The sequence below is a fragment of the Alteromonas sp. ABV4_515 genome, from assembly GCF_056160345.1.
This window is the reverse complement of the sequence record NZ_JBSWWZ010000006.1, coordinates 215,053-240,947: the sequence shown is the minus strand read 5'-3', so window position 1 is coordinate 240,947 and position 25,895 is coordinate 215,053. Positions and strand designations below refer to the sequence as shown.

Annotated in this window: 28 protein-coding genes; 17 read left to right on the top strand and 11 right to left on the bottom strand. The window is 47.2% G+C overall.

Annotation, left to right across the window (positions count from 1 at the left end; translation table 11 throughout):
* Positions 1-11 precede the first annotated feature (11 nt).
* Positions 12-1,607: a gamma-glutamyltransferase family protein gene (locus ACXAGX_RS15380; protein WP_474839387.1), complete on the bottom strand. Its 1,596-nt coding sequence runs from the start codon at positions 1,605-1,607 to the stop codon at positions 12-14.
* Positions 1,597-2,853: an amidase gene (locus tag ACXAGX_RS15375; RefSeq protein ID WP_474839385.1), complete on the bottom strand. Its 1,257-nt coding sequence runs from the start codon at positions 2,851-2,853 to the stop codon at positions 1,597-1,599. Before ACXAGX_RS15375 ends, ACXAGX_RS15380 begins: the two co-directional genes overlap by 11 nt.
* A 199-nt stretch (positions 2,854-3,052) precedes the next feature.
* Here ACXAGX_RS15375 and ACXAGX_RS15370 point away from each other — a divergent pair, with 199 nt between their 5' ends.
* Positions 3,053-3,448 carry a rhodanese-like domain-containing protein gene (locus ACXAGX_RS15370; RefSeq protein ID WP_474818301.1) on the top strand — a complete coding sequence of 132 codons (396 nt, stop codon included), beginning with the start codon at positions 3,053-3,055 and terminating at the stop codon, positions 3,446-3,448.
* Positions 3,449-3,500: 52 nt separating this feature from the next.
* Here ACXAGX_RS15370 and ACXAGX_RS15365 read toward each other — a convergent pair whose 3' ends face one another.
* Together ACXAGX_RS15365 and ACXAGX_RS15360 are read right to left on the bottom strand one after the other, a co-directional pair.
* Entirely contained in the window at positions 3,501-4,064 is a 564-nt protein-coding gene (locus ACXAGX_RS15365; protein WP_474839383.1) for a DUF924 family protein, read from the bottom strand.
* A gap of 192 nt (positions 4,065-4,256) precedes the next feature.
* The gene (locus tag ACXAGX_RS15360) at positions 4,257-5,075 is read right to left on the bottom strand and encodes a MurR/RpiR family transcriptional regulator (protein ID WP_474839381.1); all 819 of its coding nucleotides are present in this window, start codon (positions 5,073-5,075) and stop codon (positions 4,257-4,259) included.
* Positions 5,076-5,335: 260 nt separating this feature from the next.
* Between ACXAGX_RS15360 and ACXAGX_RS15355 the strand changes: the two genes are divergently transcribed.
* Both ACXAGX_RS15355 and ACXAGX_RS15350 read left to right on the top strand, forming a co-directional pair.
* On the top strand, positions 5,336-5,962 hold the full coding sequence (locus ACXAGX_RS15355; protein ID WP_474818304.1) for a CPBP family intramembrane glutamic endopeptidase: 627 nt from the start codon (positions 5,336-5,338) through the stop codon (positions 5,960-5,962).
* 158 nt (positions 5,963-6,120) lie between these two features.
* Entirely contained in the window at positions 6,121-6,741 is a 621-nt protein-coding gene (locus ACXAGX_RS15350; RefSeq protein WP_474839379.1) for a CAP domain-containing protein, read from the top strand.
* Positions 6,742-6,757: 16 nt separating this feature from the next.
* On the opposite strand, the gene ACXAGX_RS15345 is transcribed toward ACXAGX_RS15350, so the two are convergent.
* The gene (locus ACXAGX_RS15345; RefSeq protein WP_474839378.1) at positions 6,758-7,219 is read right to left on the bottom strand and encodes an Lrp/AsnC family transcriptional regulator; all 462 of its coding nucleotides are present in this window, start codon (positions 7,217-7,219) and stop codon (positions 6,758-6,760) included.
* A 154-nt stretch (positions 7,220-7,373) separates the two neighbouring features.
* Here ACXAGX_RS15345 and leuA point away from each other — a divergent pair, with 154 nt between their 5' ends.
* From leuA to ACXAGX_RS15325, 4 genes are all read left to right on the top strand, one after another.
* Complete coding sequence (leuA, locus tag ACXAGX_RS15340; protein ID WP_474839377.1) at positions 7,374-9,029, top strand: 2-isopropylmalate synthase; 1,656 nt, start codon at positions 7,374-7,376, stop codon at positions 9,027-9,029.
* Positions 9,030-9,195: 166 nt separating this feature from the next.
* The gene (locus ACXAGX_RS15335) at positions 9,196-10,014 is read left to right on the top strand and encodes a DUF3800 domain-containing protein (protein WP_474839375.1); all 819 of its coding nucleotides are present in this window, start codon (positions 9,196-9,198) and stop codon (positions 10,012-10,014) included.
* Positions 10,015-10,030: 16 nt separating this feature from the next.
* Entirely contained in the window at positions 10,031-11,053 is a 1,023-nt protein-coding gene (locus ACXAGX_RS15330; protein ID WP_474839373.1) for an RHS repeat-associated core domain-containing protein, read from the top strand.
* 6 nt (positions 11,054-11,059) lie between these two features.
* A complete protein-coding gene (locus ACXAGX_RS15325) occupies positions 11,060-11,374 on the top strand; it encodes a hypothetical protein (RefSeq protein ID WP_474839371.1) in 315 nt (104 codons plus the stop codon).
* Between the two features lie 124 nt (positions 11,375-11,498).
* Here ACXAGX_RS15325 and ACXAGX_RS15320 read toward each other — a convergent pair whose 3' ends face one another.
* Genes ACXAGX_RS15320 through ACXAGX_RS15310 form a run of 3 tightly spaced genes read right to left on the bottom strand, consistent with a single transcriptional unit; the run spans position 11,499 to position 13,104 of the window.
* Entirely contained in the window at positions 11,499-11,837 is a 339-nt protein-coding gene (locus tag ACXAGX_RS15320) for an AzlD domain-containing protein (protein ID WP_474839369.1), read from the bottom strand.
* Positions 11,834-12,511 (bottom strand): AzlC family ABC transporter permease, encoded by a 678-nt coding sequence (locus ACXAGX_RS15315; protein ID WP_474839367.1) that lies wholly within the window; start codon positions 12,509-12,511, stop codon positions 11,834-11,836. Before ACXAGX_RS15315 ends, ACXAGX_RS15320 begins: the two co-directional genes overlap by 4 nt.
* A gap of 44 nt (positions 12,512-12,555) precedes the next feature.
* Positions 12,556-13,104 (bottom strand): helix-turn-helix domain-containing protein, encoded by a 549-nt coding sequence (locus ACXAGX_RS15310; RefSeq protein WP_474839365.1) that lies wholly within the window; start codon positions 13,102-13,104, stop codon positions 12,556-12,558.
* Positions 13,105-13,319: 215 nt separating this feature from the next.
* Between ACXAGX_RS15310 and ACXAGX_RS15305 the strand changes: the two genes are divergently transcribed.
* Positions 13,320-13,787, top strand: coding sequence for a nuclear transport factor 2 family protein (locus tag ACXAGX_RS15305; RefSeq protein WP_474818317.1), 468 nt, complete (start codon positions 13,320-13,322; stop codon positions 13,785-13,787).
* Positions 13,788-13,829: 42 nt separating this feature from the next.
* On the opposite strand, the gene ACXAGX_RS15300 is transcribed toward ACXAGX_RS15305, so the two are convergent.
* A complete protein-coding gene (locus tag ACXAGX_RS15300) occupies positions 13,830-14,864 on the bottom strand; it encodes a DUF3080 family protein (protein ID WP_474839363.1) in 1,035 nt (344 codons plus the stop codon).
* Between the two features lie 3 nt (positions 14,865-14,867).
* Entirely contained in the window at positions 14,868-15,752 is an 885-nt protein-coding gene (locus ACXAGX_RS15295) for a fructosamine kinase family protein (protein ID WP_474839361.1), read from the bottom strand.
* A gap of 266 nt (positions 15,753-16,018) precedes the next feature.
* Here ACXAGX_RS15295 and thrS point away from each other — a divergent pair, with 266 nt between their 5' ends.
* The 8 genes from thrS to ACXAGX_RS15255 all read left to right on the top strand — a co-directional run bounded on the left by thrS (position 16,019) and on the right by ACXAGX_RS15255 (position 23,850).
* Complete coding sequence (gene thrS / locus ACXAGX_RS15290) at positions 16,019-17,935, top strand: threonine--tRNA ligase (protein ID WP_474839359.1); 1,917 nt, start codon at positions 16,019-16,021, stop codon at positions 17,933-17,935.
* Between the two features lie 77 nt (positions 17,936-18,012).
* Positions 18,013-18,552: a translation initiation factor IF-3 gene (infC, locus tag ACXAGX_RS15285; RefSeq protein ID WP_474818420.1), complete on the top strand. Its 540-nt coding sequence runs from the start codon at positions 18,013-18,015 to the stop codon at positions 18,550-18,552.
* 116 nt (positions 18,553-18,668) lie between these two features.
* Complete coding sequence (gene rpmI / locus ACXAGX_RS15280; RefSeq protein ID WP_012518091.1) at positions 18,669-18,866, top strand: 50S ribosomal protein L35; 198 nt, start codon at positions 18,669-18,671, stop codon at positions 18,864-18,866.
* Positions 18,867-18,884: 18 nt separating this feature from the next.
* A complete protein-coding gene (gene rplT / locus ACXAGX_RS15275) occupies positions 18,885-19,241 on the top strand; it encodes a 50S ribosomal protein L20 (protein ID WP_070123306.1) in 357 nt (118 codons plus the stop codon).
* A gap of 263 nt (positions 19,242-19,504) precedes the next feature.
* On the top strand, positions 19,505-20,485 hold the full coding sequence (pheS, locus tag ACXAGX_RS15270; RefSeq protein ID WP_474839607.1) for a phenylalanine--tRNA ligase subunit alpha: 981 nt from the start codon (positions 19,505-19,507) through the stop codon (positions 20,483-20,485).
* A gap of 12 nt (positions 20,486-20,497) precedes the next feature.
* On the top strand, positions 20,498-22,885 hold the full coding sequence (pheT, locus tag ACXAGX_RS15265) for a phenylalanine--tRNA ligase subunit beta (RefSeq protein ID WP_474839357.1): 2,388 nt from the start codon (positions 20,498-20,500) through the stop codon (positions 22,883-22,885).
* Positions 22,886-22,888: 3 nt separating this feature from the next.
* Positions 22,889-23,188: an integration host factor subunit alpha gene (ihfA, locus tag ACXAGX_RS15260; protein WP_070123303.1), complete on the top strand. Its 300-nt coding sequence runs from the start codon at positions 22,889-22,891 to the stop codon at positions 23,186-23,188.
* A gap of 110 nt (positions 23,189-23,298) precedes the next feature.
* The gene (locus ACXAGX_RS15255; protein ID WP_474839355.1) at positions 23,299-23,850 is read left to right on the top strand and encodes a hypothetical protein; all 552 of its coding nucleotides are present in this window, start codon (positions 23,299-23,301) and stop codon (positions 23,848-23,850) included.
* 27 nt (positions 23,851-23,877) lie between these two features.
* Here ACXAGX_RS15255 and ybaK read toward each other — a convergent pair whose 3' ends face one another.
* Positions 23,878-24,363 (bottom strand): Cys-tRNA(Pro) deacylase, encoded by a 486-nt coding sequence (ybaK, locus tag ACXAGX_RS15250; protein ID WP_474839353.1) that lies wholly within the window; start codon positions 24,361-24,363, stop codon positions 23,878-23,880.
* Positions 24,364-24,520: 157 nt separating this feature from the next.
* Between ybaK and ACXAGX_RS15245 the strand changes: the two genes are divergently transcribed.
* Positions 24,521-25,891: an SLC13 family permease gene (locus ACXAGX_RS15245; RefSeq protein ID WP_474839351.1), complete on the top strand. Its 1,371-nt coding sequence runs from the start codon at positions 24,521-24,523 to the stop codon at positions 25,889-25,891.
* Positions 25,892-25,895 lie beyond the last annotated feature (4 nt).

Here is a 25,895-nt window from a genome sequence, read left to right as displayed (position 1 = left end):
AATTCCAAGTTTTATTCCTCTTCGTCGGATGGCATGGCAACAGCAAAAGCCTTGCCGTCGCTTCGCGGGTCGGTAGCGGCTTCCGTTGAACCATCAGCATGACGCACAACCGCACCGGCGTGTCCCATCAGTTCGTTGCAAGCATCGACCACCACCATGTCGTGCCCTTTTGATAGTAGCGCTTCGCCGACGTAATCATTTACGTCACGTTCAACTTTCAAGTTATGACTCACATCTCCCCAGGTACGACCCAACAACCAACGACCAAGTGCAATGGAACGGTCTAACGGTTTGTCGTGATACACATGGCGGGCAAACACAGCGGCCTGGGTTTGCGGTTGTCCTTCACCGCCCATGGTGCCGTAACTGATCCTGCGTCCGTCATTCAGCTCTGCAAATGCGGGATTAAGGGTATGAAACGGGGTCATGCCCGGCTGAAGATACTGGTTACTGTTTTCGTCTAACGAAAATGAGGTACCGCGATTGTTCCAGACAATCCCTGTAGAAGGGCTTACCACGCCACTACCAAACTCCCAGTAAAGCGACTGAATGTAGCTCACCATTCTGCCTTCGCTGTCGCAGGCGCCCATCCAGATGGTATCGCCTGGTTTCGCCACATGTGGCCATGGCAATGCGTTATCGATATCGATATTCGCTCTCATCGCAGCAAGTGATGCCGGGCTCAGTAGGGTTTGTAAATCGATATCCAGGCGAGCCGGATCGGTAACATACTGGTTGCGTTTAATGAATGCCTGCTTAGTACACTCGACAAGTAAGTGCACCATGTCGGCATCGTCAGTGCCCAAGCGCCACACTTGATCATAAAGTGCGAGGGTCAGCAAAGAGGCAATACCCTGAGTGGGCGCAGGCAGGTTGTACAAGGTGCCTTTTGAAGTAGTGACAGACAATGGCTCAACGATTTTCGCCTCATATTGCTGAAAGTCTGCCAATGTGATCGGCGAGCCCGCGGCGGCCAGGTCGGCAGCAAGGCGTTCAGCAACATCACCCTGATAGAAATCATCCAGGCCGCGCTCTGCGAGCTGCTTCAGCGTTGCCGCGAGGAGAGGCAATTTTACAATTTTGCCTTTCTTTAATGGCTTTTCTTTGATTAGAAACTGGCCAAAGGCTGGATCGTGTCCCAAATCGTCAAAGGTTTTAAAGCTTGCGTCTGACATACTCTGGGTGACTTCGATACCCCAGGTTGCCTGATTAATCGCCGTATCGAGTAAGGTGGCCAGTGGCAATGGGCTTTGCCAGCCTGCACTGATTTCCAGTGCCTTTTGCCAGCCTGCGACTGCCCCCGCCATGGTCAGTGCTGCTTTGCCGCCTCGGTTGGGAATGGCATCCTCACCTTGGTAAAATTCTGGTGTTGCGCCTTTTGCAGCAACACCAGCAGCATTAATACCAACAGGTTTTTTACCTGGTTCGCTGATCAGCCAGAAGCCGTCACCGCCTAAGCCATTCATATGCGGATACTCCACCGCAATAGAGGCCGCAGCCGCGACCATTGCTTCAATTGCTGTACCGCCCTTCTCGAGAATATTATTACCTACCTGCGCGGCAGCGTAGTGGGGCGCAGTAAAGCCAATAACTGGTTTATTGTTCATTATCATTATTTCCATATAGGGTCTTTGCCAGACGGATCAGGGTCTTATCGCTGCCCCTTGGCCCTAGCAGCGAAAAGCCGCAAGGCGCACCGTCAAGTGTGAGTGCTGGAATGTGTAATTGCGGGCAACCGCTGAGTCCTGCCAACGAGGTCAAAGCAAGCAGCTTGCTGCGATAGTCTGCCAGTTCTTCTGCCTTGGCGTCTATCAATGGTGCCAGCCCGGGGGTAGTAGGGATCAGCAGAATTTGATTTTCAACCAGGTTTTTGAACCATTCGGTGAACGCCGTACGTTGTTCCTGTGCGGTGGCGATTTCGTCGTCAGTCAACGCTTCGCAGCTGTTAAGACGCAGTTGAATATCATCTGCAATATTCGGTTTTGTCGTGCTCAGCCAGTTGCCGTGCTGCTGCCAAATTTCGCTGCCCTGTAAAATTCTGAACATGTCGCCGGTAGGCCAGTTACCGAATGCGGGAGAGCAGGTCCCAGATAAAAGATCAGAATGCTGTGACTGGTTTTGCGACCACCATGTCTGAATAAGCTCACCGTGGGCTGCCATTGCAATTAAGTTATCGACTTTTACGACAGGCAGTGTGACAGAGTCAGTTTGTGCGGGAAGTAACACTTCCATGGTGTGAGACAGTGTCGTTAAATCTTTAGTGAGTACGCCAACGGTATCGAAGCTGGGTGCCAGCGCTACCATGTTGTCCATAGCGATAGTCCCGTGAGTCGGGCGCAGACCGAATAAACCCTGATAACTGGCTGGCACACGAATTGAGCCACCGGTATCGGTACCCAATCCGATATCCGCCAATTGCATAGAGACTGCCACAGCCGAGCCAGAACTTGAACCACCGGGTATACGGTCAGGCGTAACAGGGTTAAGAGGCATGCCATAGTGTTTATTTTGCCCGTTTAAACTATATGCCAGCTCATCAGTAATAGTTTTTCCTACATAGCGCGCGCCATTTTCCAATAGCGTCGTTACCACTGACGCAGTTTCTGATGAGATATCATGAGACGCTAACCAATCAGGGTTGCCCGCAGCCGTGGGAATACCCGCAATGTGAAACAGATCTTTTACCGCCAAGCGATAACTGCCAAGCGGCACGGCACTGTTTATCGGCGCATCCAGCGAGGGCGCCTGTAGCTTTTGTTGAAAAGCCATAAACGGATTATTCGTCGTTTGCATGACGTGAATTTGCCTGTGAGAGAAACCATGGGATAGAGCTCTATGAAACAATCGTTTCATGATTCTGTCAAGGGAAACGGTTGTCATTGGCAACAATTTTTTCCCATCGTTCAGGATGATAGCCACTATATATGTTATGAATTTGTAAAATAATGCTGCACTGCAGTATGGTTCACTTATGAGTCTGCCACTTTTCTTCCAGATAAAGCGCTCATCTTTTGTGGGTAAGACAACAGTTTTTAACTTTGGAGTAATAAAGATGACACTGAAAAAAGGCTTTAAAACGCTTTTACGGGAAGCAGAAGCACAAATAGAAACAATGAGTGCGAGTGAAGCGAACGAAACGGTGTACCGAGCCGATGTAGTGCTGGTGGATATCAGAGACGTGCGCGAGCTTGAACGGGAAGGTCAAATCCCAGGCGCTATTCACGCGCCCCGGGGGATGCTCGAGTTCTGGGTCGATCCTGAAAGTCCGTATTTCAAACCCGTTTTCGGCGGTGGCAAGAAATTCGTGCTTTATTGTCAATCCGGTTGGCGCTCTACGCTAGCCACTGGCACATTGCAAAATATGGGTTTTGACGACGTTGTGCATATCGAAGGCGGCTTTGACGCTTGGAAACAAGCAGGCCTACCCGTAGAACCTTACACCCGCTAATCGCTATTAATTAAAAACGGAGCTCGATGCTCCGTTTTTTGTTTAATCTGACCTACGCCTCAATATAGTTGTTATTCAGAAAGGCTTTTTCTTCCCGGGTTGACGACCGACCCAGCGCCTCATTCCGTTGTGGATAGCGACCAAACTGCAACAATAACTCCCGGTGCTCTTGTTCGTATTCAAACTGCAGTTCAAGACCATCAATATTGAATAATTCCATTGCCATATCATGAATCGCTAACGATTCAGAATGCATGAAGGGCATAAACAGAAAAGTTTTCTGTTTTACGGTAAGTGCTTTGTCTGCCTCAACCCTCAGCGCCTCCTGAGACAACGCCAGTGCCATTTTATCGCATTCAAATGCTTTAGCTGAGCCGCGATACATGTTGCGAGAAAATTGGTCGAGGACGATAATTTCGGCCAGTCTACCTGAAGGCGTTGCACGCCAAGGCCACAGTTCGCAATGCGCCGCAGCCGCATGCACTTTTCCAAATCGTGAGCGGATAAGATTATCTAATCCCTCATCGGCACGAAACCACTGCCCGGGATCTAACTCTTCAAACCAAAAAGCCAGAACGCTCGACGCTTCTTCCAGAGGGATAATTGATGTTTGCATAAAACTCCTGTGTATCACATCCATTGTGTTCAGGGAGGAATCAAAGTGAGGTTGAAACCTGTTCAACATCGATAGATTCGTAGTCCATTGCCCTAATATTGTCACAAAGGTCAAAAAGTAATCAATAAGTGTGGTCTTTTTTTTACGAGATTATACAAAAAAAGATTGATTAATATGACTGCAGGGAAGGGATTAAGGTTCCAATTCATCAAGTTGGTCGTACATGGCGGCAATCTGGGTTGCTCGCCGAAGGGCTTGGTCGCCCAAACGCTCGAACACTTTATTGGCGAGGAAGGAAATTAGACTCATTGGTGCAGCATAACTATCAAATGCACTAATTTGACCTGGATGACAAACCAAAAGGTGATCAACTTTATTGCTATAAACTTGTCCCGTTGGGTCGGTAATGAGAATGGTGGTGTGGTCACTTAAGGCGTCTACAATACGTTTAAATATACGGGTACGGCGACGAAAACCAAGTAACACAACAACTTCGTTAGCCGGAATATCAATGAGATCTTCGCCTAGCGATTGGCCTGGTTGGGGCAACAGTCTAACTGTACTGCGAACCTGTTTTAACTGTTGACGAAAATGCAGCGCAATAGGATACGCGTTGCGGTAACCAATCAAAGTAATACGCTGTGAATCTGCCAGTAGCGACACCACTTGTTCTATTGTTTCAGGTTTCAGCCCCTCGAAAGTAAGCGCAAGGTTACGCATCTCTTGCTGAAAGTGGTCAGATTCTCCTTCTCCCGTAGGCAGCGGCAAGCCTTTTTCCCGCATTGACAGCATGGCATCTTTTACTTGCTGGTGAGAGTCGAAACCTAACTGGCGAAAAAACCGGCTGACTGTTGCCTTCGACGTACCAGATAAACGTGCGATCTCGGCGGTGCTTTTGCTCACCAACGCAATAGGATGTTGCTGAATAAACGTTGCAATTTGCTGTGCGGAAGGTGAAAGAGAAGGGTACTGCTGTTCAATTAAACCCAGGAGATCGGTTTGCGAGGCCATTAATCACACTTGTAGAAAAAGGTTCTGCGCCAAAGGTAAAACAAATTTGCCGAGTAGCCAACCATTAGTGGCATTTAATCCCGGTGATGTACTTGCCCATTTTTTGCTTCAGGCGCATTGGCTTAGCCGTTCTCCGGCAATTAACAACGAGGCTACAGACATTAAATTACGTGAGATAAAGGTGATTTTTTAAGCACAATGTCGTATTTCCCATTATACTGTCACTGAATTGTCATATTGCTATGTTAGAGGGCTGTTGGATGCGACTGTGGATTGAAATGGTATTGCTGTTTTTTGCTTTACCTGTCGCAATTGCTTATTGGGTAAATCAAGTGGCTGATTATCTTATGCCGTTACTTGGCATGGTAGGTATTGCCTGTTTAGCCGTGCTTTTGGCTGATAAGCAGTTTAAACGTTTTCGTCTTTGGCACTGGCAGGATTTCTTCGCCCACCTTCGCACCACGCTGAAAATGTTTATTCCCTGGGCCTGTCTGCTTGCTGCGGTGGTATATCTGATCAAGCCGGAGTTATTTTTGCAGTGGCCAATGCAGGAACCAGAATTATGGATGCTTACCCTGCTGATTTATCCCATTGTATCGGTGATCCCCCAGGAAATAATTTTCCGCACCTTCTTTTTCCATCGTTATAAACAAATTTTGCCCTCGAAAACGGCACGCTGGGGCCTGAGTACCTTTGTGTTCGGGCTTGTTCATCTGGTGTACGGCAATTGGGTGGCTATGGTGCTGTCGTGGATTGGCGGCGCGTTGTTTGGCTACCGCTACATGCAAACCCGCTCAACGCCCGTCGTGGTGGTGGAACACGCTATCTGGGGCAGCTTTATTTTCACTGTTGGATTAGGGTCGTATCTGGTTATTTCACCGCCTTGATATGCGAAGATAAAGCCTTGGACCGATGTAAGGCAGAACCTCATCATACGGTTTGTTCTTATCACCTTACTTGACGGATTTATTTGAAGCGATAGGGTAGAGCATAGGGATATTGTACGGCCTTAACTCCATTTTTGACTGTGACATAAGGAAATGCATTGCGAATTGCTACATTATTTACGCTCATCTTTTCAATAAACGTCTTCACCGTAGGTGCGAGCGAGCAACCTGCTGAAAAGAATGTCACCGCATGTGGCTTTAGTGCTAAAGCCATTGCTCTCGCCCGACTCATTCAGCAGGACTCAGGACAGCAGCGTACCGACATTAAGTGCCATCCTTTGCTTGCTCAAGCAGCAGAAGACAAAGCCAGGGTTATGGCCGAATTCGGCGCGGTGATGCACAACCTTGGTGGCAGCCCCAACAGCCGCTTGCGCGAAATTGGTTTTCCCTTACCACGGTATTACAGTGTGATCATGGGCAATCAAGTAGAAGCCATTGCGGGCGGGTACTCAACGTCAGAATCAGTATGGCGCTCTTTTAAAGACTCCAAGCCCCATCGACAGCATTTACTGGGTGAACTCGACTTCTATCGTGAACAACAATACATGGGAGTGGGATTTTATTCCGACCCCAACACGCCCCATGTTGAATATTGGATGGTGTATGTAACCAAAGCGGCTGACGAACTCCCGGTGCCAGATTTTGAATACATACCGAACAAAGGCGTCTTTGTTGTTCAACAAATTAAACCCGAACTAGATTTATCTATGCCGAAATAAGTTCAGGTAAATCATGCTAAACCGGTATCGCTGTACTCTTTCGGGGCGATTTTAATACGAATGATGAGTGAACACCGCTTACCCCTTCAACGCGGGTGAGCTTGTTCAGCAAAAACTGCTGAAAATCATCCATGTCTTTTACAATAACCTTTAGTAAATAATCTGCTGATTGCCCCGTAATTAAATGGCTTTCCAAAACTTCGGGAAAAGCGGCAATGGCGTTATCAAATTTTTTGAACCGCTCTGGCGTGTGCTTGTCCATGACAATCTGAATGAACGACAGCAGTGTGAGACCCATTTTCCGCGCGTTGACCAAGGCGATGTATCCATCAATATAGCCACTGTCTTCTAATTGTTTTACCCGTCTTAAACAGGGGGAAGGTGAAAGGTTGACGGCTTCAGCCAACTCCTGATTTGAGATCCTGCCGCGCTTTTGTAGCGTTTCAAGGATCTGTCTGTCAATCTTGTCTAATTCCACGATTTTTTCTCCGTGAGGCATAAAAGTTTGTAATTTTTATGTATCGCGCTACATTATTGCCTTAGTGGGGTAAAGTTGGCAAGAGTTTGCAATTCTCTGCTAATCGAAATGTCGTACACTAGGTGAACCGTTATTTTCCCGGAGCCTTCGTTACATGCTTACTCATCCTCAAACAAAATATCAGCGATTCATTGGCGTATCGTTACCTGACCGCCAGTGGCCAAACAATGCAATTACTCAAGCACCAGTCTGGATGAGTACCGATCTTCGCGATGGCAATCAGGCGCTTATCGACCCCATGTCTATCGAGACCAAACTTCGATTCTTTAAAAAGCTGGTTGATATCGGTTTTAAACAAATTGAAGTTGGCTTTCCATCCGCATCAGATATCGACTTTCAATTTGTGCGGCTGCTCATTGAAGGCAACCATATTCCTGACGATGTCACTATTGAAGTGTTGACTCAGGCTCGTTATGAGTTGATTGAGCGCACAGTGGAAAGCCTGCGTGGTTCGAAGAATGCGATTTTGCACATGTATAATCCGCTAGCGCCGGATTTCCGGGAGATTGTTTACAACACCGATAAAGCTGGCGTGAAAAACATTGCATTAACTGGCTCCCGCTGGGTGAAAGAACTCACAGCCAATGCACCAGAAGTGAACTGGACCTATCAGTACTCGCCGGAAGTGTTTTCCAGCACCGAAATTGACTTTGTGAAAGAGGTTGTAGACGAAGTGGTGGATATTTGGCAGCCAACCACAGACAACAAGATCATCATCAATTTACCGGCAACGGTAGAAATGAATACGCCGAATACCTATGCCGACCAGATTGAGTGGATGCATCGCAACCTGAACCAAAGGGAATGCATTGTATTAAGTGTGCATCCGCATAATGACCGCGGTACCGCCGTGGCTGCGGCTGAATTGGCGCTAATGGCGGGGGCTGATCGCATTGAAGGGTGTTTGTTCGGCAATGGTGAGCGTACGGGTAATGTGGATATTGTTACCCTGGCGATGAACATGTATTCCCAGGGCGTATCACCGCAACTGGATTTTTCCGATATCGATCAGGTTCGCAAGTTAGTGGAAGAGTGCAATCAATTACCGGTTCACCCCCGACATCCTTATGCAGGGGAACTGGTATACACCGCGTTCTCCGGCTCGCACCAGGACGCTATTAAAAAAGGCATGGCGGTACAAAGCAAAGACGGTCGTTGGCGTGTACCTTATTTACCTATCGATCCGGCTGATGTGGGGCGTGGATTTGAAGCGGTAGTTCGCGTAAACAGCCAGTCTGGTAAAGGTGGCGTGGCCTTCTTATTGGAACAGGAAGCGAATTTACAGTTGCCCAGAAAACTGCAAATTGAATTTAGCCGTGCTGTGCAGCGAGAAAACGACAGTACCGGTAAGGAAATGTCAGCAGCGCGTATGAAAGAAGTTTTTGAACAGGAATACTTCGATGCTACCATTCCTTTTGCCTATTCCAGCAGCAAAATCTCGTCGGTAGGGAATTCAGAACAACTGGTGAATATACAGTTTGCGCTAAATAACGAAGTGTATTCTATTGAAGGCACCGGTAACGGGCCGGTTGAAGCGGCGGCCAATGCGTTAAGTACGTTCCTGAATAAGAAAGTAGAAGTGGCAGACTATCATGAACACGCCATTGGTGAAGGCGCGGGCGTAAAAGCGGTGTGCTACATCGAGGTAAAACTACAAGGTGCTGAATCTACCTTTGGTTGCGCCAGCGACAGCAACATTATTACCGCCGCAATCAAGGCACTATTGTCGGGGGTTAACCGACTGATGTGAGACTGGTTCGAGTCCCCATTGACACGCTATGTGACGCTGAATTATTATGAATATTGAGCTGAGAGCGCTGACCAATATTGCAGAGCGTTGAGCGATTGCCTCACTCAGCTTACCGAATATATACAGGCCGCAAGGAAGCGGCCTGTTTTCGTTTAAGGAGGAAGTCGTGTATCTGCTCTATGCTGATGAGTCAGGCTCAATTGATGATCCAAACTCAGACACTTTTGTACTTGCAGGTGTATGTATTTTTGAGCGCCAAACCCATTGGGTAGATGGAAAGCTTACTGAAATAGCTGCTCGGTTTTCACCAAATGCCCCAAATGAAATAGAATTACATGCGGGACCGATTCGGACAGGCAGAGACGGCTGGGAACGTTTTAATGCTGAAGACAGAGTTCAAGCTGTCGTCGATTCTCTTCAACTGCTCGCCAATACACAATCTCGACTCAAAGTGTTTGCGTGTGTGCTTCAAAAATCGCTTTATTCCCCCTCAGACATTATCCCCTTAGCTTTTGAAAAGCTAGCAACGTGCTTTGATGATTATCTTGCGGCTTGCTACCGAAAATCTAAAGGCAAAAACCCTCAGCGCGGTATCGTAATATTTGATAAATCCATTGTTGAGCAGAATGTTCAGCTACTTTCGTATACCTTCAAACATGACGGGCATGAACGTGGCAAACTTAGAAACTTTGCAGAAGTGCCGTTGTTTTTGGATTCAAAAGCATCTCGACTTATTCAATTATCTGATATGGTTGCCTACTGGATCTACCGTTATTATCAGTCCCACGACTCACGAGGATTTGACCTGATAAAACCTTTTATTCATGGCTTTCAAGGTGATACACAGGGTTTAATTGAATTGGTTTCAGACGAAAAGCTTAGTGCAATTAAAAAGAACCCAAGCGCAGATGTTCAAAAATACCCGTTTCCAGTGCCGACTCCTGATGGCGTGATCGTTAAATCAACACCAAAGAATAAGCGGTAATTTCAGCCTAATTGTTTTGTTCTTTAAAAAGTTTAGTTTTTTCTACACCGCATTAATTCATATGAACGGGCGGGTGTACGATTATAACCTTGGGCGGTTTATGAGTGTTGATCCATTCATTCAAAGTCCGACTGATAGTCAATCAGTAAATCCTTACAGTTATATTATGAATAATCCTCTCGCGGGTACTGATCCTACAGGGTTTACCAGTGAAGATGCGATCGCAAAAGAAACGACTGAACCCACACGCAAAAGATACGATAACTGTAATGGTATGTTGGGGTCGCGTAGGTCGTGTACTGATAGAGAGACAGGTGCACTACTTGTAGTAAGCGGACAAGAGAACAACGCTAAAGGCAGCAGTAATTCTGACAAAGGCGATGTTGGAAAAAATTCTGGCGCCAGTGGAGGATTGAGTAGCGACCAACTTAGTCAATTATACTCCGATACAGCCTCAACCATTGGTAATGGAGCCGCAGCAGCGGTCGGTAATTTGATTCCAGATATGGTCAACGGCATTGCTGACTGGACTGAGCAATTTCTTCATCAAGATTCAGGTTCGCTAGGCAGGATGGACCAATGGGTAGATGTAGATAATGAGATTGCCCAAGAGGTCGCTAATGACTTTAGGAAAATTGCTGCCGTAGGAACTGCCATGGTTCCTGTAATACGCACCAGCACATCCACTTCCTTAATTAGACAGCTTGATCAACAAGGAATCAAACACACCCCGGCTAATATTGTGCTAATAGGTAAAAATGCTGACGGGAAAATAATATTCCTTGAGACTGGAAAAGCAGATGCAGGATTGCAGCACATAATTCAACGACACGAGGTTGATTTTGCCAATCGAGGCATAAGCCAAGCCCAAATTCCCCAAGCTGTAATGGCAGCCGTCACTCGGGGGAGGGTTGTCGGTTATCAAGGGAAAGGAACTGGTAGGCCAATATATGAAGTTGGCTTTGGGGGGCAAACCCATCGAATTGCTGTAACAACATCAAGAAACGGTTTTATTGTTGGTGCTAACCCAGCTAGGTAGGTAATTATGAGAAAAATTAAATTAATGGCGGATTATGAGTGTTACCCAGTGTGGGAAGAGTTCGATGATGGGGTAGATAATATAGCTCCTTCGTCACTTCCTATTTCTGAAGATTTAGCCGAGAGAATTGATGCTTGGGGTGATGAGTATGACAAAACGCTAAATCATGATGACCCAGTTTCTTCAGGTTTTTCCTCTCTGGAAGCCATTGTCATGTTCGAAACTAAGGGTAAAAAGCTTCATAATGAGCTTAAGCAGGAACTGGGCGCACAGTTTACGGTTACTTATTTTAGTACTCTATCGAACAGCCTAATTTCTTAGAAGGAATCACAAACCAGTCAAAAATGATCAAACTACCAGATTTGCTGGTAATTTGACCATTCTCACCCGATTCAATATTTTCATCATCACGGGTTCGATCTTCAGCATTGCTTACCATCACGCTTCAGCCAAACAGAACGATTATCACGCCAAACACAAATACACCTGTCAGCGTGGGCAGACCCATTGATCGGGTTCGGAACCACACTGCCAGGGTTGCCAGCATGCCAAGGGCTGTAGCTATCCAGGCTGCGAATGTGGGATGAGCGGGGACGAGCGATGCGCCAAACATCGCAGAAATCATGGTTGGTCCGAGCACGGTGAGCCAGTCGGGCGGCGGTTTTACGCTGCCTTTCTTTTCATGCTGTATTAGTTTCCGCTGCATCCAGATAAGCGGTATCACGCGAAGAAGGTAGGTGCCTGCAGCGATGATGAAAAGCGCTACCCACAAGTCCTGATTCATACCGTTTTACCTCGCGCTTTACCTGATTGAAGTGCATAAAAAACGACTGCGCCGGACAGGGCGGCAACAGGAATAGCCAGGTTTGGATACCCCAGAAGTCTGAGAGACAAGGCTAAAACCGCTGAGGCGCCAAGTGTTAGTGTCCATAACCGGTTATTACAACGCGGCGCTACCAGTACCAGAAACAGTGCGGGTAGTGCAAAAGGCAGAACATCATTAATGACTGGCCAGCGCTGGGTAATTTCATCACCTGCAATAGCACCAATTGCCGTGCCGGCTACCCAGCTAAACCAGGCGAGCATTGCAGTGCATGTATACCATGCAATCCGATCAGCTTTTGCTATTTGTGGCAACCGGGATAACGACAACGCAAAGAGCTGATCAGTCAGGCCATGCATCAGAAATAGCCAACGCTTATCTTTACCTAAATAGGGAGCTATATTCGGGGCATAAACAATATGACGGGCATTTATAAACAAGGTCATAATGACCACCAGGGACATTGGCGCGCCTGACGCCACCATAGCAACAAACAGAAATTGGGATGCGCCGGCGTATATAAATAATGAAATTAATATTGTTTCCAACACGCCGAAACCGGATTGAACCGATATTAATCCGAATGAGATGGCTACCGGAATATAGCCACCGAACAGCGGCAGGGCATCTTTCACTCCCTGTTTTCATGGCGACAAAATATCCTGCGAAGTGGCTGTCGTCATGGGCGTACGTTTCCCTTGTTATCCGAATGTCCTGAAGGGTATGTAATAGTGACAATCATATTGGCAGCGCTATCCGTGGTCTGATAAAAGTGTGGTTTAGCTGCGTCAAAGCTGCAGTAATTCCCTGCGCGCAGGTGCTGTGGATTGTCGGTATTGCCAGCTTGTATTAAACCGCTAATTACAGTGACCGCTTCCACACTGCCGTCGAAATGTGGTTCAGATTCTTTCAGACTATGCGGAGCTAACGACATCCAGTACACATCGACTCTGGGATTATCATTGCCCTGGTCAATAAGCCGAACCTGAACCCCGTTTTCTCCCCATGCGCTATCAGCCCTGGCGACAAGATCCCCGAAGGGCACATCCAGCTGTAAAGCAAGTCGCCAGATTGTTTCAATGGTCGGATTCCCTTCACCTTGCTCAATACGCGACAAGTTAGATTTTGCGATACCGGCATTGCTGGCGAGTTGAGACAAAGACAGCTTACGGTTTTTGCGCAGTAACTGGAGGTTCTGGCCCAGCACAGCGAAATCAGGTTTATCCATCAACTTAGACGTTTGTTCGTTATATGGAACGTTCTATATAACGAACAAACTTGTGTCAATTAAAAATGTAGAATCATTCACACTATTTGTTTGAGTGTAAGGTGCTGTATGTACATAATCAGAAAGGGACTTACCGATATTTTTGCAGAAAAATAAACCGTTCACAGTTTACTACAGTCACATCAAGTGTGTTCTGGCATTTGAAAAGGATTTTTATGAGAAACATACTGCTACTTTCACTTTCCATGCTGTTTTCCAGCTTTTTATTTGCAGAGGAATCCAAAACAGATCTCAACGCATTTGCGAATTTGTATTTTGAAAAAATGATTGCCACGCAAAGCCCGGATGCCACAGAAAAGGAACTTGAAGAATATCTGGCGCTGCTGACTGACGATGTTGGTCACTCACATCTTCCCTGGCAAACTGATGACTCCCGTTTACCTTCAGGGAAAGCAGATATGCGAAAAGGTATGACCTTCTATCTGGGAGCACATACAGATTACAAAGCAGAACTGTTAGATGTATTCACCTTTAATCAGTCTGCAATCGCAATCAGATATCATAACTATGCTAAAGGTGTTCATCCTGAAAATAATCAGCCTGTTGAGTACTCTCAGAAAATGATGGAAGTATTAGAACTGGAAGACGGAAGAGTCGCGGTAATTCGTAAATATCATGAATAGCTGTTATCAGAAATGCTGTTCAGATGCTGGTTTATGTGCAATTTAACCAGGCTTCTGTGGCGATAAATGACATCTACCCAGAAAGGTCTGCCACAGCTTCACGTGTTCACTCATGGCTGCCTGATAGGCGCGAAATTCGCTGTTCCGGGCTTCGATATATTGTTTGAATGCGGGCTGAATAGACGGTGATGCCTGTAGCTGTTCAAGCACTGGCGTAAGCTGGTAGTGGAAGTGGTTGAGACGGCTGCCTACCGGTTGAATTTTTTCTATGAAAAAGAGGTAGAACACATTACGCAGGATCTCAGCCTGTTCGGACGCCCGTCCGTTTTCACAAGATACATCTGGTAGCGTCACTTTGAGTGCGGTGGTTAAATCATTCAACCTGGCCGCAAGCAGGTTCTGCGTTCGCCATAGCTTTGCAGGAAAGCGCGAGGCATCGAGAATTTTTAATTGCCGGTTAAGCTCATCCAGTCTTACGTCAGTGGCTGCCGACAAACCCACAAGATAGGCGAGGGCGGTGACCCCGGCACTGTCATCATCTTCTCTTTCCACTGACAGCAATTCAGTGCTTTTAGACAATGCGAGTCTGTTTTCCCGGACGGACTGCATCATATTCGCCCATACTTTTGGTAATTGCTGGCGCTTTACACGTTGCCAATCTTGTAATTTTTCCGCGAGTTGACTGTGTTCATCATCAAGAGAACGAATACAGTCGTTGAGGGTGCTAACAAGCGACACTTCATAAGCATAAGCCGCAGCCTGATCCTGTTGCTTGCCAAGCGTCGTGTTCCGCTCAGCCACCAAACTGCCAATTTGGCAAGATTGCAACGAATAGAATTCAGTAAGCGAAATTTCGAAGGTTTGCAGGGGCCAGACAAGTTGGTTCTCAGCAGGATAATTTAGTGTAGCTACAGGGGAATGATAAATGAGGTCAGTACCCACAACCCTTGATAATCGTTCAGCGTAGTCATGTAAATCGCTGGTTATACCGGACTCCAAGCTACAGGCACTGAGTGCAGAGAGAATTGTAATAGCAACGAGTCCGCGCATCAGCACGCGACGCAAAGTACTTAACATCGTTTAGTGAACGTTCCTTATTTGGGCTATTTGTGACTTACACGAATCAATATAGTGACCGCCGAACATTAGCGCATGGTTCAGTAAATGGTACAGGTTATAAATGTGCTTTCGCGGTTCATATTCTGCGGCCAACGGCCATACATTATTATAACCCTGATAAAACTGACTGGGGAAGGCTCCGAATAACTCTGTCATGGCGATGTCGGTCTCGCGATCGCCGTAGTAAATTGCTGGATCAAATATTGTTGGGCCATACCGGCAGAAGCCAACATTGCCTTGCCATAAATCACCGTGTAACAACGAAGCCTGAGGTTTGTGCGACTGCAACAAACGATGGACCTGAGTGACCAGCACATCGATGTTGGCAACACGCAAGTCCCGTCGGGCACAATGTTCCAGCATATTGCCAATACGGTGCTCAGCGAAAAAGCGGGCCCAGTCAATGCTGAATGTATTACGTTGTGCAGTTTGACCTATGAAGTTATTTTCATGCCAGCCGCTCTGCTTAGTTGTCGTTGTTTGGTGCAGCGTCGCTAGCTGGGCGCCCAGTTCGTACCAGGCTTCCGGTTGCGGATTTTGAAAGCGTAGATGTTCTAACACCATGTATTCAAATTGCTTTGCGCCCTCATCGGCAAGCCCGTAGCAAATAAGCTGAGGAATGTGCATGGTACCAGATGCAGACAGTGCCTGCAGACCATCCATTTCATAGCGCAGTCGTTGACCGTTAACCAGCGGATTAATCTTCACGAAATACCGATGCGACTGGTCGTTAATCACAAACGCAGAATGGGTATCTCCGCCACTAACCGCATTGCGCTTTGCAATGCTGAAAAATGTTTGTGTTACATCACTGATGTGTTCACAAATGAAATGCCACATATTCATTCGCTCTTCATTACCTCCGCAAATTATGGCAAACATCACCGCGATTGCTAATTCTGAACAACAGTTTTAAAACCCCGCTTGATGATTTACCGAAATGGGCCATTGCACCTCACGGTTAAGCCGTTATAATTCGGTCTCTTTATCAGATGCGGGTAGGCATCTGTGTTTTATCATTGCAGTCTTTTAATGGTCTGTCGACCTTAGCTGTACACCCATTTTTAATGCAAGTGGCGCAGAGTAGGCGTCACCACTGTAAAGGAACTTTCATGCCTGTAATTACTCTTCCCGATGGAAGCCAGCGCGCTTTCGATTCTGCCGTTTCTGTAATGGACGTGGCCGCCGATATCGGCCCGGGCCTGGCGAAAGCCACCATTGCCGGTCGTGTTAACGGCGAGCGTGTAGACGCCTGTGACCTTATTGAATCAGACGCTGCGTTACAGATCATCACTGCAAAAGATGAAGACGGTCTTGAGATCATCCGTCACAGCTGTGCTCACTTAATTGGTCATGCGATCAAACAACTATGGCCAGATGCCAAAATGGCTATCGGTCCTACTATCGACAACGGTTTTTACTATGATGTCGATATGGAGCACAGCCTCACGCAAGAAGACTTACAGAAGCTCGAAAAGCGCATGCTGGAGCTGGCGAAAACTAACTACGACGTAGTTAAGAAAAATGTGAGCTGGCAGGAAGCGCGGGATACCTTCGAAGCTCGCGGCGAAACGTACAAAATAGAAATTCTCGATGAGAACATTCCAAAGGATTCTTTCCCGGGTTTGTATCACCACGAAGAATACATTGATATGTGTCGTGGTCCGCATGTGCCTAACATGAAGTTCTGTCAGCATTTTAAACTGATGAAAGTGGCCGGTGCGTACTGGCGCGGTAACAGTGACAATAAAATGCTGCAGCGTATTTACGGCACAGCATGGGCTGACAAAAAGCAACTGAAGGCGTACCTGCAGCGTCTGGAAGAAGCGGAAAAGCGTGATCATCGTAAAATCGGTAAAACCCTTGACCTGTTCCACTGGCAGGAAGAAGCCCCGGGCATGGTGTTCTGGCACAATGACGGCTGGTCTATTTACACTGAACTTGAGCAGTTCGTGCGCAAGATGCTGCGTAGCTATTCCTACGACGAAGTAAAAGGCCCGCTGATGATGGACCGCGTGCTTTGGGAAAAATCCGGTCACTGGGACAAGTACGCTGAAAACATGTTCACTACGGAATCTGAAAAGCGTGAATATGCCATTAAGCCGATGAACTGCCCGGGTCACGTACAAATCTTTAATCAGGGTCTGAAATCCTACCGTGATCTGCCGCTGCGTATGGCAGAGTTCGGTTGTTGTCACCGGAATGAACCTTCTGGTGCGTTACATGGTCTCATGCGTGTTCGCGGCTTTACTCAGGACGATGCCCACATCTTTTGTACTGAAGAACAAATTCTCAGTGAAGTGGGTCTGTGTATCGACATGATTTTCGACGCTTATAAAGCGTTCGGCTTCGAAAAAATCGAAGTTAAGCTGTCTACCCGCCCTGAAAAGCGTGTAGGTAGTGATGAAATCTGGGATAAAGCAGAAAAGGCTCTGGCGGAAGCGCTGGACAGTAAAGGCATTGAATTCAGCTGGTTGCCGGGTGAAGGTGCTTTCTACGGCCCTAAAATTGAATTTACCTTGTATGACTGTCTGGATCGTGCATGGCAGTGTGGTACCGTGCAGCTCGACTTCTCCATGCCAGGCCGCTTAGGTTCAACCTATGTTGCTGAAGACGGTGAGCGTCGTGTTCCGGTAATGATTCACCGTGCGGTTTTAGGCTCTCTTGAACGTTTCATCGGTATTCTTACTGAAGAATTTGCCGGATTCTTCCCACTCTGGTTAGCTCCTCAGCAGCTGGTAGTGATGAATATTACCGACAATCAGGCAGAATATGTGCAAAAAACTGTACAAAAACTGCAGAATGCTGGATTTAGAGTAAAGTCTGACTTGAGAAATGAGAAGATTGGCTTTAAAATCCGCGAGCACACTTTAAAGCGCGTTCCTTATATGTTGGTCTGTGGTGACAAAGAAGTCGAAGCAGGGCACATCGCCGTTCGTTCCCGTAAAGGTGAAGATTTAGGTTCAATGTCTGTTGATGCCTTTATCGAACTGGCACAAAAGGAAGTAGCGGATAAAACCATTAAGTAATGGTGAGTGTATAAGATTCAGCCCGCTTGCATGAGAAACAGGTGGGCACTAGATTTTAATTTTTGGAGGATTAGCACATTAAAGGCGCTAACAATAAGGCTCAGGGCGATAAAGCCCGCATTAACGACGAAATCCGTGCTCGCGAAGTACGTTTAATCGGTAAAGATGGCGAACAGGTAGGTGTAGTTACCCTCGCAGAAGCGATGCAGACGGCAGAAGCTGCCAGTCTGGACCTAGTGGAAATCAGTCCAAATGCTGAGCCGCCAGTCTGTAAAGTTATGGACTATGGCAAATTCCTCTTTGAAAAAAGTAAAGCTCAGAAAGAGCAGAAGAAAAAACAGAAGCAAATTCAGGTCAAGGAGATTAAATTTCGCCCTGGCACTGATGAAGGCGATTACCAGGTAAAACTGCGCAACCTGCGTCGCTTTCTGGAAAGTGGGGATAAGGCTAAAGTTACGATTCGCTTCCGCGGACGTGAAATGGCCCACCAAGAGATCGGCATTGAGCAACTGAATCGCGTTAAAACCGATTTGGAAGACATTGCCACTTGCGAATCCTTTCCACGTCGTGTGGAAGGCCGCCAGATGATCATGGTGCTTGCCCCAATTAAGAGGTAGTAGTGGTCTAAAGTTTTCAAAGAATCTGCACCTTTGAAACACCCTGCTGCAAACATCAATCGACAAACGGTGACTGCACACTGAATGTCGTTATTAAACAATGCGGAGTTTTAGCAATGCCTAAAATGAAAACTGTAAGCGGTGCCGCCAAACGTTTCAAGAAAACGGGTTCTGGCCGCTTTAAAAGCAAACAGTCTCACTTACGTCACATTCTGACTAAGAAGAGCTCTAAGCGTAAACGTCACCTGCGTGGCAAAAAACTGGTTCATGACTCTGATACTAAATTAGTTCAGCGCATGCTGCCTTACGTATAAGACTTAGGAGACTGATTAATGGCTAGAGTAAAACGCGGCACTATTGCACGTGCTCGTCACAAAAAAGTCCTCAAGCAGGCAAAAGGTTATTACGGTGCACGTTCACGTGTTTATCGCGTAGCGGTACAGGCCGTAACTAAAGCTGGTCAATATGCATATCGTGACCGTCGTCAGCGTAAGCGTCAATTCCGTCAACTGTGGATTGCACGTATCAATGCTGCGGCTCGTCAAAATGGTATCTCTTACAGCCGTTTCATCAACGGTCTGAAGAAAGCGTCTGTTGAAATCGATCGTAAGATCCTTGCCGACATCGCGGTACATGACAAGGTAGCATTCAGCGCATTAGTCGAAGCGGCTAAAGGCGCATTAGCTTAATTTTTTAACAAATTAAGTTTAAGTTCTTTCGGGAAACGGCGAGCAGGATGCTCGCCGTTTTTCGTTTCTTCGCAAAAATTTTTCCATTCTTCCGCCACCTCTGGCAATAACGCGCCAAAATACAAATTAATCCCGTAAATGTTGGAATATTCAGCCTGTTAGGGTAGCCGTTATCTTCGTCTGTCGTGTAAACTATGGGTTTATATTAAGGGCGAACAGAAATGCTGTTTGTTCAACCACTACCATGCCAAATTGAGGATAACATGGAGCTTGAAGCGATAATCAGTCAGGCCCGGAGTCAGATTGACGCTGCCGAAGATGCAGCAACACTCGATCAGGTGCGTGTCGAGTTTATGGGTAAAAAAGGCAAGCTTACCGACCTGCTGAAAGGCTTAGGTAAACTGTCTAACGAAGAACGTCCTGCAGCAGGGCAAAAAATCAATGTTGCAAAGCAACAGATTCAGGAACTGATCAGCGTGAAAGGCGAAGCCCTTCGTAGCGCTGAGCTGAATGCCAAGCTTGCCGAAGAGGCCGTAGACGTATCTGCGCCGGGTCGTGTTGAGTTGCCAGGCAACCTGCATCCCGTTACTCGCACTATCAGCCGTATTGAACAGTTCTTCGGTGAATTGGGTTTTGCGGTAAAAACCGGTCCTGAAGTGGAAGACAGCTTCCATAATTTCGATGCGCTGAACATTCCCGCGAATCACCCGGCACGTGCAGACCACGATACCTTCTATTTTAATCCCGACGTGATGTTACGTACCCAAACCTCTGGCGTACAAATTCGCACCATGGAAGCGGAAAAGCCGCCACTGCGTATCATCTCACCGGGTCGCGTTTATCGAAACGATTACGACCAAACGCACACGCCAATGTTCCACCAAGTAGAAGGTTTGATGGTTGACCGCAACGTAAACTTTGCGGAACTGAAAGGCATTCTTCACGAATTCCTGGAAAACTTCTTCGAAGAGTCACTGGAAGTGCGCTTCCGTCCTTCTTATTTCCCGTTCACAGAGCCTTCAGCGGAAGTAGACGTGCGTCGTAAAGGTGGCAAATGGCTGGAAGTACTGGGCTGCGGCATGGTGCACCCGAATGTACTGAAAGCGGTTAATATCGATCCTGAAGAATTCACTGGCTTTGCTTTTGGTATGGGCGTTGAACGCCTTACCATGCTGCGCTATGGCGTTAACGACCTGCGCGCATTTTTCGAAAACGATCTTCGTTTCCTGAAGCAGTTCAATTAAGGCAAAGCAATCATGAAATTTAGTGAACAGTGGTTAAGAGAGTGGGTTAACCCACAGGTTTCTACCGATGCCTTATCTGAACAGCTCAGCATGGCTGGTCTGGAAGTTGATGGCGTCGAACCGGTTGCAGCGGATTTTTCCGGTGTGGTCGTCGGTAAAGTGGTTGAGTGTGGTCAGCATCCGAATGCAGACAAACTCAGAGTAACAAAAATTAATGTCGGTGAAGAGGAATTACTGGACATCGTATGCGGTGCGCCTAACTGTCGCGAAGGATTGAAAGTTGCAGTAGCGAAAGTCGGAGCAGTTCTTCCCGGTGATTTCAAAATTAAAAAGGCCAAACTTCGTGGCGAGCCTTCTCACGGTATGCTTTGTAGCTTTTCTGAGCTTGGCATGGGAGAGGATCATAGCGGCATCATTGAGCTTCCTGCAGACGCAGAGCTTGGCATGGACATTCGCGATTATCTGAACCTCGATGACCACATCATTGAAGTGGATTTAACCCCAAACCGTGCTGACTGTCTGGGTATTCGCGGGTTGGCTCGTGAAGTGGGTGTACTGAACAGCACTGATGTGACAGAGCCGACTATCGACGACGTAGAAGCGTCTATCGATGACAAACTGGCGATTACTTTAAGTGCGCCAGAAGCGTGTCCCCGTTATCTTGGTCGTGTTATTTGCAACGTAGACGTAAAAGCAGAATCCCCGCTGTGGCTGAAAGAAAAGCTGCGTCGTTGTGGTGTGCGTTCTATTGATCCTATCGTTGATGTGACCAACTACGTTCTGCTTGAACTGGGTCAGCCACTGCACGCGTTCAACTTAGACGCCATCGACGGCAATATTAATGTGCGCCTGGCCCATGCCGGTGAACAGCTTACTCTGCTCGATGAAAACACCGTTGAACTGAAAGACAACACGCTGGTTATCGCCGACGACCACAAAGCACTGGCAATGGCGGGTATCTTTGGTGGTTTGCACTCCGGTGTGAACGAAGAAACAAAACACATCCTGCTTGAAAGCGCGTTCTTTAATCGTGATGCTATTGCGGGTCGCGCACGTCAGTATGGTTTACATACTGATGCGTCTCACCGCTACGAGCGTGGCGTCGATCCATTACTTCAGCATAAAGCGATGCAACGCGCCACTGCGCTTATCCTTGAAATCTGTGGTGGTCAGCCGGGTCCTGTGGTTGAGGCCGTCGAAGAAAGCGCCTTACCAGTGTCTTCTGATGTTGTATTGCGCCGTGCCCGGTTAAGCCGTGTGCTGGGTATCGATATTGCCGATGACAAAGTGACTGACATTCTTACCCGTTTGGGGCTGGATGTCACCGTGACGGAAGCGGGCTGGGAAGCGAAAGCGCCAAGCTATCGCTTCGATATCGCCATTGAGGAAGATCTGATTGAGGAAGTTGCCCGTGTCTACGGTTACAACAGTATCCCTGATCAGGCACCAAAAGGTTCACTTAAGATGTTGGATAGTAAGGAATCTGATATTCCAGCATCCCGTTTTAAAACTGAACTTACTGCCCGTGGTTACGTCGAAGCTATAACGTATTCGTTTGTTGATCCGAAAATTCAGAATGCACTTTTCCCTGAACAGCCGGGTATGGTACTGCCACATCCGATTTCATCTGATATGTCGGTGATGCGTGTCAGTCTTTGGCCTGGATTATTAGGCGCAACGGCCTATAACCAGAAGCGTCAACAGTCTCGCGTTCGTTTGATGGAAACGGGTCTGCGTTTTCTGCCAGACGAATCTGCTCCTAACGGGGTGCGTCAGGAACCTGTTATTGCCGGTGTTATCGCTGGCCGTCGTAGCGAAGAAAGCTGGCTAAGTGACGATAACAGCGTAGATTTTTTTGATATTAAAGGTGATGTTGAGGCTATACTAGCATTAACGGCTAATACACAGTCCGTTGAGTTTGTTGCAGCGTCGCATTCAGCGTTACACCCTGGCATGACTGCTGAAGTTTTCCTTGACGGAAAATCAATCGGTTACGTGGGTGCGGTGCATCCGCAATTCAGTAAGTTACTGGGTGTTAACGGTCGTGTATTTGTCTTTGAGCTTGATCTTAAAGCGATTTCTGTGCGTAACTTGCCACAGGCTAGTGCGATTTCCCGCTTCCCAGCGAACCGTCGGGACATCGCAATTACGGTCAAAGACGAGGTTACCGTTGGAGCCATTCTTTCTTTTGTAGAAAAAATTGGCGTAAATCAACTAGTTGGCCTAAACTTGTTCGACGTATACAAAGGCAAAGGTGTAGAGCCTGGCTTCAAGAGCCTGGCATTGTCTCTGATACTACAGGATCCCGATAAAACTTTGGAAGAAGCTGAAATTCAACAAGCAGTGGAAACCGTGGTTAAAGGGCTTGAAACCGAGTTTGGGGCAGCGTTAAGAGAGTAGATTATGGCATTGACCAAAGCCGAAATGGCTGAACACTTATTCGAAAAACTGGGTATTAACAAGAAAGACGCTAAGGATTTGGTGGAAGCCTTCTTTGAAGAAATCAAAGAAGCGTTAGAATCCGGTGAACAAGTGAAACTGTCAGGTTTTGGTAATTTTGACCTGCGTGACAAAAACGAGCGTCCTGGCCGGAACCCGAAAACCGGGGAAGACATTCCGATCAAGGCCCGTCGAGTTGTTACATTCCGTCCCGGACAGAAGCTGAAAAGCCGGGTTGAAAACTCAAAGCCTCCAACAGAGTAACGATTAGGGCGCGTCTAGCGCCTTGATTACGCTGTTTTACTTTTCTTTGTAAAAGGCAAGGCGTGTAGCGCTTTGCCTTTTTCCATGTTTACAAAACGCTTGGAGTGATAATGAAAAAGGCAGGTTTACTTATTGGCCTGGTTGCAGTTTGCGTTATCGGATACTTCATCTACCTTTCTGATACTTCTTCTGAATCTGAAACTGTGCCAGTGATTACCGTGATGGATATTCTCCATGCTACGGATTTACAAGCAGGCATAAAACAAGCCGTTATTGAAAACGATAGCGAAGCTTTGGCTACCTGGATGGAAAAAGCGGCTCATGTGGGTGAGCAAGCGGGTTTGGCGGCAAACGATATGGCTTATCTGAATTCACAACGTGCCATTGATTATGTGAAATTCAATGCCAAACGTAGCTTATTTAACGATGAGTTTGAGAAGCGATATTATGCCCTTGAGGAAATCGATTCGTTGAAAGAGGCTTACCCGGAAGCGAAAGACCTATTTCCTAAAGTGGACGCACTGATAGAAAAACGTGATCAGATCATCTCACAAATTGCCGATACGTTTTCACCAGGGCAATCACCGACTGAAGCGGAGTTAGATGAAGCCCGCACTTTATGGCAACAACGTTACCGCCAGCAAGCCGAAAATCCATCGTAATTTAAGAAGAGCAAGGCATGCTAGCCACTAAGACTCGCCACCGTCGGTAACAATTAAGGGTGCAAAGTGTCCGTTGGTAGCACGGCTTAAGTCTGCAGGCGTTAAGGCCACTTCCAGGCCACGCCTGCCCGCACTGACATGCATCGTTTCCAACACCGTCGCGCTGTCATGAATGAATGTGGGCAGTCGTTTTTTCTGACCAAGCGGACTCACGCCGCCAAGAATATATCCCGTCATTCGTTCAACATCTTGTGGTTTTGCCATACCGGCCTTCTTTGCCCCTGCCGCTTTTGCCGCGGCCTTCATACTGAGTTTTTCAGCAACCGGTAGAATGCACACGGCCCATTGTTGCTTGTCTAGTTCTACCACTAGCGTTTTAAATACCGTTGCGGGGTTTAAGCCTAGCTTTTCTGTGGCTTCCAGGCCATAAGATGGCGCTGCAGGATCGTGTTGGTATTTCAATACAGAATGAGGCGTTTTATTTTTTTTGAGCAAGTTTATGGCGGGTGTCATTTGTCTCTTATTAGGCTGATATACGCCGTAAGTCATCGGTTTCATTTTGCATAAGCGTCTGCTTTTATGTTATCACTGTCAACGATTTAACTAAATAATCACGCCTTTCAGAATTTTTCTTATGTAGTAGGCGCTTCTCGCGTCCGGATTTTTATTTATGCACGTAAAGTACAAGTTTCTCGGCCTGTCGGCAGTGGCAAGCCTGATTGTGTTTTTTATTATGTTTGCCAATGGCTTTGATCAGAAGATGAGTATGACAGCCGGGCTCGCCGTTCTCATTGCCATGTTATGGATGACAGAGGCCATGCCAATTCCAGTAACCTCGTTAATTCCGTTTTTTGCTTTTCCCATGGCAGGGGTGATGACCTATCAGGATGCGTCTTCATCACTGGGTAGCCATGTTATTCTTCTTTTGATGGGCGGGTTCATGCTTTCCAAGTCATTGGAAAAGTCGGGCGTGCACCGTCGCCTTGCGGTTTACATGCTTAAACTTACTGGTGCTTCAAACGCTAAACGACTGGTGTTGGGGTTCATGTTAACCTCTGCGGTGCTGAGTATGTGGATATCGAACACCGCGACCTGTTTAATGTTGCTGCCCATTGCCCTGGCCATTATTAGCTCAGTGAGTAACCCTACATTGGCATCCGCAATTTTACTGGGTATCGCTTACGCGGCCAGTATCGGTGGCGTGGGTACGCCCATCGGCACGCCGCCTAATATCATCTTCATGAGCGTATATCAACAAACAACCGGCACCGAGCTTAGCTTCCTCGACTGGATGAAAACCGGTATTCCGGTTGTATTGCTGGCTATACCGGTTATGGCACTGTGGCTCACCCGTAATCTTGGTAAAATCCCGGAAGTGGTTTTGCCACAAAGTGGCGAGTGGAAGCCCGCTGAAAAACGTGTGCTGGTTTCATTTTTGATTATTGCGCTGGCCTGGGTTTTCCGTCCTTTCTGGACAGAGTGGTTAAACATGCCTTTCGTGAGCGATAGCACCATTGCGATTGCTGGCGTGGTGATGATGTGTTTAATACCCGATGGCGACAAAGAAAAGCCGGGTCAAATCCTCGACTGGGATACCGCTGCGCAAATTCCATGGGGGTTACTCATGGTGTACGCAGGGGGAATTTGTCTGGCGAAAGCATTTACCGTTTCGGGCTTAAGTGTGGTGTTAGGTAATGCACTTACCGATCTCTCTGTTTTACCCATCATGTTACTTATTCTGGTGCTCTGCCTGGCGGTAAGCTTTGTCACAGAGGTCACGTCGAATACCGCCACGGCTACACTACTGATGCCAATTCTTGCCAGTGCCGCTGTTGCTTTGGATATCGACCCGATTGTACTTATGATGCCTGCAGCGATTAGTGCGAGCTGTGCGTTTATGATGCCAGTAGCAACGCCCACCAACACCATTGTTTATGGTAGCGGTCATATAGATATGAAGACGATGATAAGGGAAGGGACCATACTGAATATTCTGGTGGCTTTTGTGGTTACAGGCGTTGTGATTGTTACTCGCCTGTAACCGC